Raw genomic sequence first — 7707 nt, forward strand, 5'->3', positions numbered from 1 at the left:
TTCGACCAGCGCGGCGCGGGGCGCAGCACGCCGCGCGGCGAAACGCGCCACAACCGCACCGAGCTGCTGATCGCCGACATCGAGGCGCTGCGGCGGCACCTGGGCATCGAGCGCTGGCTGGTGGTCGGCGGGTCGTGGGGCGCGACGCTGGCGCTCGCCTATGCGGCGCGCCATCCGGCGTCCGTCGACGGACTGCTGCTGCGCGGGCTGTTCGTGCCGACTGCCTCGGAGTTGCATTGGAGCTTCGAGGGGGCGCGCGCGAGCTATCCCGAAGCATGGTCGCGGCTGGCCGACGCGGTCTCGTTGGCCGAGGGCGCGCCGTTGTTGCCCGCGTTGTGTCGCGTGTTCGCGGACGACGACCTCGTGCCGCAAGCGCGCGCGACGCTCGCCTGGCTGGCCTGGGAGCACGCGCAGGGCGGACAGTCCGGCGCTGCGCCCGAGCCGCAAGGCGATGCGTTGCAACGCGCGATCGATCGCTACAAGGTGATGGCGCACTACCTCGCGCACCGCTGCTGGCTCGCGGACGGCGCCGCGGTCGCGTGGGGCGCGCTCGACGCGCTGCGCGACCATCCGGTGCTGTTCCTGCACGGCGAGCTCGACCGGACTTGTCGCCCGGCCGCCGCTCGAGCCGTACAGCGCCTGCTGCCCGCGAGCCGCTTCGAGACCGTGCCCGGCGCGGGCCACGACCCCTTCCATCCCGCGATGGCGCAACGCATGGCGCGCGCGCTCGATGCCTTCGCGGCACAGGGCCGCTTCGACTCGCCGCCTCAGAACGCCTCGGTCACCCCGTAGGCCCGCATCTGCGCCTCGACCTGCGCGACGTCCTGACACAGCACCACGAGGTCGTGCGCGCGGCCCTCGCGGTCCTTCACGTGCTTGCTCAACAGCGCCTCGGGCCGGAAGCCCAGTGCCTGGAACACCGCGATCGCGCCGCGCTGGTCCACGGTCATCTGCGCCACCACCTTCTCGTGGCCCTGTTCCATCGCGAGCGCGCAGCCTTCCTGCGCGAGCTGCTGGCCCAGGCCGCTGCCGCGCAGGGCAGGCTCGACCAGCACGCGCAGTTCGGCCACATGGCGCGACCACGAATGCGGATCGCGGATCACCGCCGCGCAGCCCAGCACCTTGTCGTCGCGCACCGCGAGCACGCTGTCGATGTCGCCGCGCGCGATGGCGCGCACCCAGGCATCCATCACCTTGGGCTGCGTGATGTCGCGCGGCAGGAACAGCAGGTCGTGCGTGGGCAGCGCCTGCGCGAAGGCCAGCACCGCGCCGGCATCGGCGGCGTCCATGCGGCGCAGCGCGATCTCGCCGTCGGCATGCGGCAGCGTGCGCGGATAGAGCCGGGTCGAACCCGGGTTCGTCGAGGTGTCGCCGGCATTCGTCATATGGATCGCACTCCCAGCCATTCGTCGAGCTTCGGCCACAGCCGGCGCACCGCGTTCGGTCCCGCGGCCAGGCTCACATGGCCCCCCTTGAGCACCACCTCCTCCTTGTCCGCCGATCCGATGCCCGCGATCAGCGGCGCGCCCGCCTCATAGGGAACGATGTGGTCGTGCTGCGCGAGCGCATGCAGCACCGGCACCTCGATGTTGGCCAGCCGCACCGGCCGTCCACCGATCGAGAGCTCGCCTTTCAGCAGCTTGTTACCCCACATCAGCTCCTTCACGGTCTGGCGGAAGTACTCGCCCGCCAGCGGCAGCATCTCGGCGCCCCAGCGGTCGAACATGCGGTAGGACTTGACGAACTCGTCGTTCGCCATGTTGTCCCACAGCTGCACCAGGCCCGCGCCGCGGCCCGCGGGGCGCAGCATGTCGAAGGAGGCGAACAGCATCTCGGGCGGCACGTTGCCCACGCCGTCGACCAGCCGGTCGACGTCGAAATAGCGCTTGTCGGACCAGGCATGGAACATCGTCATGCGGCTGAAGTCGATCGGCGTGGTGAACAGCGCGAGGTTCTTCAGCGGTCCGCCCGGATGCAGCGCCGCGTAGAGCGTGGAGAGCACGCCGCCCATGCAGTAGCCGACGATGCTCACGTCCTCCTCGCCCGAGCGCTGCTGCACGCGGCGGACCGAGTCGGGGATGAAGTCGAGCACGTAGTCCTCGATGCGCAGCCGCTTCTCCTGCGGCCGCGGCGCGTTCCAGTCCATCATGTAGACGTCGTAGCCCTGCCGCAGCAGGTGCTCGACCATGCTCTGGCCCGGCGCGAGGTCGAGGATGTAGCCCTTGTTGGTGGTGGCCATCACGATCAGCACCGGCACGCGGTAGATCTCGTCGACCATCGGCCGGTAGTGATAGAGGCTCAGCGTACCGCGGCGATGGATCTCGTCCTTGGGCGTGAGCCCGACCGCGGGCGTGGCGCTGGTCAGGAAATCCAGGCCCTTGATGTTGCGCTGGATGGTGCGCTCGATCTCGGCGCGCAGGTCGGGCAGCACCGGCAGTTCGGCGGCGGGCGTGCTCATGGGCGCGGGCGGCGGGTGCGGGCCGGGGCCTTCGAGGCCTTGGCCGCTGTCTTCTTCGGGGATGCGGGTGCGGGTGGCGTGGCCGTCATCGAGGGCGGCTGCTTCGTGCGCTTCGGCGCCGATGACTGCGGCGCCGGCGTTGGCGCAGCACCGCCCTCCTCGAGCTGCCGCGAGATCCGCGCCAGGTGGTCGTCGATGTGCTGCAGCTGCTCGGACAGCGCCTGCAGGTCGGCGCGCGTGGGCAGGTTCAGCATCGTGAGCAGCCGCGCCATCAGGTCGCCGAGCGCCTTCTGCGCGCCCAGCGAGGCGTTCATGCCGCCGTGCATGCCCTGTCGGAACGGATCGGAGGCCATGGCCTCGTTGGCGAACGCGTTGGTGCTCTTTTCCCATTGCGCGGTGAGCTCGCGCCAGATCGCCATGGGGTCGAGGGGAGAGGAGGACTGGGTCATGGCCGCACACCGAGGTTCGTCGTCGGAAGGCCGCGCCGTGCGCCGGCGCGGCGCCTGGGCCGCGCGCTACTTGCGCTGCAGCATCTTCGTGACCTCGTCGACGTTCGACTGGATGCGCTGGCGCACCACCTCGAAGGCATCGGCCTGCGACTTGGCCGCGAGGTTGGCGAGTTCCTTGATGTCGTCGACCGCGCGCTGGAACGACTGGCGGCCGAGCGCGTCGAGCTTGGCGAGGCCTTCCTTCGGGTCCTTGCCGGGGATGTCCTTGGCGGCGGCCTGCCAGTCGGTGATCGCGCTCTTGATCATCTCGGTCTGGCGCTGCACCACCGTCTGCAGGCCCTGGAACGACTTCTCGTTGGCCTGCATCAGCGCCTGCAGGTCCTTGCGGCCGCTGTCGAGCAGCTTGCTCGCGCCATCGGTCATGTTGAGGTTCTGCAGCCGCTCGGCCATGCCCTTGAGCGGGTTGAGCATGTCGGCCGCGCTCGGGGCCGCTTTTCTCTCGGCGCTTCCGCTGCTGCTGCTGGCAGTGGTCTTCTTGGCGGCGGCTTTCTTGGCAGTGGCCATGGTGCGGAATCTCCTGAGGACGTTGGACAAGATGATGGCGGGACCGGCCGCGCACGCGCGTGGTCCGCCGCCACGATACGCCGCGACGACCCTGCCGCGGCGATCGCGGCCGCGGATTTGCCTGGGGGATTTCCCGAAGGGATGGTGTGCGCCACGGCGCCGGCGCTCGCTGGAGCGCCGGCGGGTAGCGGCAACGGCTTACATCGGCGGCGTGAAACCGTCGCGGCCGGCCACCACGCGCAGCGCGGTCGGCGTGCCGTTGCGCTCCTGCGCATTGACCAGCACCTTGGCGCCCGGTACCAGCAGCGCCTCGGTGCCGGCGCGGAAGGTCACGACCGGCACGTCGCGCGGCACGATCACGGTCTTCTCGCCGCCCTTGTAGGACAGGCGCAGCTGCTGCCCGCCGCGCACCGAGCGCGGCGCGGCCGCGAGGTCGGCCACGGTGGCATTGGTCATGGTGCTCTGCGGTTGCAGGTCCCACGGATAGTGGCCCTCGCCGGTGCCGCGCGCGGCCTCGGGGAACACCACCACCTCGAGCGCCTTCTGCGTGCCGTCGGCCTGCGGCATCGCTGCGGTGCCGATGAAGCTGCCCTTCTTGATGTCCGAGAGCTTGATGCGATAGACCTCCGACAGCGGCATGTCCGCGGGCCGCGCGAGGCTCACGACCTCGCCGCCGCGGTCCTTGACGACGAGCTTGCTCGCATCGGCATAGACCAGCGTGCCGCGCACGCGCACCACGGGTTGCGCGGCCTGCGCCTGCTGCGCGAAGGACAGGCCCGGCAAGGTGGCGAGGCCGAGCAGGGCCGCCGTGCAGAGCGCGCGGCGCGCAGTGGGCGACGAGGGAGGGGAAAGGCGGGATGAACGCATCGGAGGGGCTTTCGCGGAAAAGGAATGCAAGCAGCGTTGTACGCCTCGACTCTGAGCCCTGCATGACGCGGGGTGTTGGCGCGCCCTCGCGTTCCGTGATGTGGGAAGCCCCGGCCGTTGGCGCCCGTGTCCGGCACGTCTACAATCCGCGGCTTCCGAGGAGCGTTGCAGCGCCGCCAGGCGTGAGGCTCGGACCCATCGCAACCACGCTCATCCGCTGTTCTCGCGGTGAGTCTTTTTCCCCCGACGCAGTGGCCTCGTTCAAACACAGTTCTGGAGTTCACTTCACATGAGCGCTGTTCTCAAGCCCACCCCTGTTTCGTCCGCCGACCAGGCGATCGCCGACCTTTCGCTCGCCGCCTGGGGCCGCAAGGAAATCCGCATCGCGGAAACCGAGATGCCCGGCCTGATGGCCATCCGCGAGGAGTTCGCCAAGAGCCAGCCGCTCAAGGGCGCGCGCATCACCGGCTCGCTGCACATGACGATCCAGACCGCGGTGCTGATCGAAACGCTGCAAGCCCTCGGCGCGCAGGTGCGCTGGGCCTCGTGCAACATCTTCTCGACGCAGGACCACGCGGCCGCCGCGATCGCCGCGTCGGGCACGCCGGTGTTCGCGATCAAGGGCGAGTCGCTCAAGGACTACTGGGACTACACCCACGCCATCTTCGACTTCGGTCCCAAGGACTCGAAGGGCGAAGGCCCGAACATGATCCTGGACGACGGCGGCGATGCCACGCTGCTGATGCACCTGGGCCAGCGCGCCGAGAAGGACCTGGGCGTGATCGCCAACCCGGGCAGCGAGGAAGAGCGCATTCTCTTCGCCGCGATCAAGGCCAAGCTGGCCGTCGATGCGACCTGGTACACGCGCAAGTCGGCCGAGATCATCGGCGTGACCGAGGAAACCACCACCGGCGTGCACCGCCTCAACGAGATGAGCGCCAAGGGCACGCTGCTGTTCCGCGCCATCAACGTCAACGACTCGGTCACCAAGAGCAAGTTCGACAACCTCTACGGCTGCCGCGAATCGCTGGTCGACGGCATCAAGCGCGCGACCGACGTGATGATCGCCGGCAAGGTGGCCTGCGTGGCCGGCTACGGCGACGTGGGCAAGGGCTCGGCCCAGGCGCTGCGCGCGCTGTCGGCGCAGGTGTGGGTCACCGAGATCGACCCGATCAACGCGCTGCAGGCCGCGATGGAAGGCTACAAGGTCGTGACGATGGAATACGCGGCCGACAAGGCCGACATCTTCGTGACCACCACCGGCAACAAGGACGTCATCACGCACGACACGATGGCGAAGATGAAGGACCAGGCCATCGTCTGCAACATCGGCCACTTCGACAACGAGATCGACGTCGCGTCGATCGAGAAGTACGAATGGGAAGAGATCAAGCCGCAGGTCGACCACATCACCTTCCCCGACGGCAAGAAGATCATCCTGCTGGCCAAGGGCCGCCTGGTGAACCTGGGCTGCGGCACGGGCCACCCGAGCTTCGTGATGTCGTCCTCGTTCGCGAACCAGACCATCGCGCAGATCGAGCTGTTCACCAAGCCCGACGCCTACCAGGCCGGCAAGGTCTACGTGCTGCCCAAGCACCTCGACGAGAAGGTCGCGCGCCTGCACCTGAAGAAGGTTGGCGCCATGCTCACCGAGCTGACCGACGCCCAGGCCGCCTACATCGGCGTGAGCAAGAACGGCCCCTACAAGCCGGACAGCTACCGCTACTGATCGCAGCGCATGCGAGCCGACCAGTTGCTGGTGGAACGCGGCCTCGCCGCCTCGCGCTCGCAGGCCGTGCGCCTCATCGCCGGCGGCATGCGCTGGCGCGATGCGGGCTCGACCGATGCGTGGCGTTCGGTCGTGAAGAACCGCGACGAGGTGCCCGAGTCGGCCGAGCTCGAGCTCGACGACGCGGCCGAGGCGCGCTATGTCTCGCGCGGCGGCCTCAAGCTCGAAGGCGCGCTCGAGGCCAGCGGCGTCGATGCCGCCGGCAAGCTGTGCCTCGACGTGGGCCAGTCGACCGGCGGCTTCACCGACTGCCTGCTGCAGCGCGGCGCCGCCCGGGTGGTGGGCGTCGACGTCGGCCACGGGCAGCTGCATGCGAAGCTGCGCGAGGATGCGCGCGTGGTCGCCATCGAAGGCGTCAATGCGCGCGCGCTTTCGGCTGACGACCTGCAGGAAGAGGGCGAGGAGCCCTTCGTCGAGCGCTTCGACCTGATCGTCGGCGACCTGTCCTTCATCTCGCTCACGCTGGTGCTGCCGGCGGTGGTGCAGTTCCTCGCGGACGACGGCCAGCTGCTGATGCTGGTCAAGCCGCAGTTCGAACTGCAGCCGGGCCAGGTCGGCAAGGGCGGCATCGTGCGCGACGCGGCGATGTACGAGATCGTCGAGAAGCGCCTGCGCGATGCCTGCGCCGCGCTCGAGCTGCGCGTGCTGCGCTGGTTCGACAGCCCGATCGCCGGCGGCGACGGCAACCGCGAGTTTTTCATTCACGCCGTGCGCGCGACGGGCGCGGGCGGTTCCTAGGAGACGCAGGTGCGCCTTCCGCTGAGTTTCGAATTCTTCCCGACCAAGACGCCCGAAGGCGCGGTCAAGCTGCGCGCGGCGCGCCAGCAGCTCTATGCGCGCAAGCCCGAGTTCTGCTCGGTCACCTACGGCGCGGGCGGCTCCACCCACCAGGGCACCTTCGGCGCGGTGCAGGAGATCCTGTCCGAGGGCGTGGACGCGGCCAGCCATTTCTCGTGCATCGGCGCCACGCGCGAGACGGTGCGCGCGCAGCTTTCCGAGCTCAAGGCCATGGGCGTGAAGCGCCTGGTCGCGCTGCGCGGCGACCTGCCCAGCGGCTACGGCGCCGGCGGCGAGTTCCAGTACGCGAGCGACCTCGTGGCCTTCATCCGCGCGGAGACCGGCCGCGACTTCCACATCGAGGTGGCCTGCTATCCCGAGGTGCATCCGCAGGCGCGTTCGCCCGAGGCCGACCTGCAGGCCTTCGCGGCCAAGGTGAAGGCCGGCGCCGATTCGGCGATCACGCAGTACTTCTTCAGCGCCGATGCCTACTTCCGCTTCGTCGACGAGGCGCGCGCGCTCGGCATCGACACGCCGATCGTGCCCGGCATCATGCCGATCACCAGCTCGACGCAGCTGATGCGCTTCTCGGACGCCTGCGGCGCCGAGATCCCGCGCTGGATCCGGCTGCGGCTGCAGGCCTTCGGCGACGACACGGCCTCGATCAAGGCCTTCGGCCTCGACGTCGTGACCGACCTCTGCGCGCGGCTGCGCGAGGGCGGCGTGCCGGCGCTGCACTTCTACACGATGAACCAGTCGGCGGCCACGCTGGCTGTATTGGAGCGCCTGGATTGAGAGGGGCG

General features: G+C 69.4%; 9 protein-coding genes and 1 riboswitch. Of the genes, 4 read left to right on the forward strand and 5 right to left on the reverse strand.

The annotated features are described in order from the left end of the window. Positions 1 to 792: alpha/beta hydrolase (locus AC27VN_RS26380; protein ID WP_490878439.1), on the forward strand; the 792-nt coding region annotated here is incomplete at its 5' end. Here the strand turns inward: AC27VN_RS26380 and AC27VN_RS26385 are convergent. The 5 genes from AC27VN_RS26385 to AC27VN_RS26405 form a co-directional block, all read right to left on the reverse strand. Then, on the reverse strand, positions 768 to 1385 hold the full coding sequence (locus AC27VN_RS26385; protein ID WP_490878440.1) for a GNAT family N-acetyltransferase: 618 nt from the start codon (positions 1383 to 1385) through the stop codon (positions 768 to 770). The two genes, AC27VN_RS26380 and AC27VN_RS26385, sit on opposite strands and share 25 nt — an antisense overlap. Then, positions 1382 to 2458 (reverse strand): alpha/beta fold hydrolase, encoded by a 1077-nt coding sequence (locus AC27VN_RS26390; protein WP_490878441.1) that lies wholly within the window; start codon positions 2456 to 2458, stop codon positions 1382 to 1384. Before AC27VN_RS26390 ends, AC27VN_RS26385 begins: the two co-directional genes overlap by 4 nt. Further along, positions 2455 to 2907: a hypothetical protein gene (locus AC27VN_RS26395; RefSeq protein ID WP_490878442.1), complete on the reverse strand. Its 453-nt coding sequence runs from the start codon at positions 2905 to 2907 to the stop codon at positions 2455 to 2457. Before AC27VN_RS26395 ends, AC27VN_RS26390 begins: the two co-directional genes overlap by 4 nt. Positions 2908 to 2973: 66 nt before the next feature. Beyond that, positions 2974 to 3471: a TIGR01841 family phasin gene (gene phaP, locus AC27VN_RS26400; protein WP_490878443.1), complete on the reverse strand. Its 498-nt coding sequence runs from the start codon at positions 3469 to 3471 to the stop codon at positions 2974 to 2976. Positions 3472 to 3669: 198 nt separating this feature from the next. Beyond that, complete coding sequence (locus tag AC27VN_RS26405) at positions 3670 to 4338, reverse strand: hypothetical protein (RefSeq protein WP_490878444.1); 669 nt, start codon at positions 4336 to 4338, stop codon at positions 3670 to 3672. 151 nt (positions 4339 to 4489) lie between these two features. Next, a riboswitch (S-adenosyl-L-homocysteine riboswitch) is annotated at positions 4490 to 4557 on the forward strand. Positions 4558 to 4627: 70 nt separating this feature from the next. On the opposite strand from AC27VN_RS26405, the gene ahcY reads away from it, so the two are divergent. The 3 genes from ahcY to metF are packed head-to-tail and all read left to right on the forward strand — an operon-like array spanning position 4628 to position 7699. Beyond that, positions 4628 to 6067: an adenosylhomocysteinase gene (ahcY, locus tag AC27VN_RS26410; protein ID WP_093348078.1), complete on the forward strand. Its 1440-nt coding sequence runs from the start codon at positions 4628 to 4630 to the stop codon at positions 6065 to 6067. A 9-nt stretch (positions 6068 to 6076) separates the two neighbouring features. Next, positions 6077 to 6865: a TlyA family RNA methyltransferase gene (locus tag AC27VN_RS26415; protein ID WP_490878445.1), complete on the forward strand. Its 789-nt coding sequence runs from the start codon at positions 6077 to 6079 to the stop codon at positions 6863 to 6865. A gap of 9 nt (positions 6866 to 6874) precedes the next feature. After that, positions 6875 to 7699: a methylenetetrahydrofolate reductase [NAD(P)H] gene (gene metF / locus AC27VN_RS26420; protein WP_398499162.1), complete on the forward strand. Its 825-nt coding sequence runs from the start codon at positions 6875 to 6877 to the stop codon at positions 7697 to 7699. The last annotated feature ends 8 nt before the right edge of the window (positions 7700 to 7707 follow it).

It is taken from the genome of Variovorax sp. 20P10.2.4 (genome assembly GCF_058244205.1).

Excerpts from the sequence above, each read along its gene's own strand:
- AC27VN_RS26385 (WP_490878440.1), bottom strand. The coding sequence starts at position 1,385 with ATGACGAATGCCGGCGACACCTCGACGAACCCGGGTTCGACCCGGCTC.
- AC27VN_RS26390 (WP_490878441.1), bottom strand. The coding sequence starts at position 2,458 with ATGAGCACGCCCGCCGCCGAACTGCCGGTGCTGCCCGACCTGCGCGCC.
- AC27VN_RS26395 (WP_490878442.1), bottom strand. The coding sequence starts at position 2,907 with ATGACCCAGTCCTCCTCTCCCCTCGACCCCATGGCGATCTGGCGCGAG.
- phaP (WP_490878443.1), bottom strand. The coding sequence starts at position 3,471 with ATGGCCACTGCCAAGAAAGCCGCCGCCAAGAAGACCACTGCCAGCAGC.
- AC27VN_RS26405 (WP_490878444.1), bottom strand. The coding sequence starts at position 4,338 with ATGCGTTCATCCCGCCTTTCCCCTCCCTCGTCGCCCACTGCGCGCCGC.
- ahcY (WP_093348078.1), top strand. The coding sequence starts at position 4,628 with ATGAGCGCTGTTCTCAAGCCCACCCCTGTTTCGTCCGCCGACCAGGCG.
- AC27VN_RS26415 (WP_490878445.1), top strand. The coding sequence starts at position 6,077 with ATGCGAGCCGACCAGTTGCTGGTGGAACGCGGCCTCGCCGCCTCGCGC.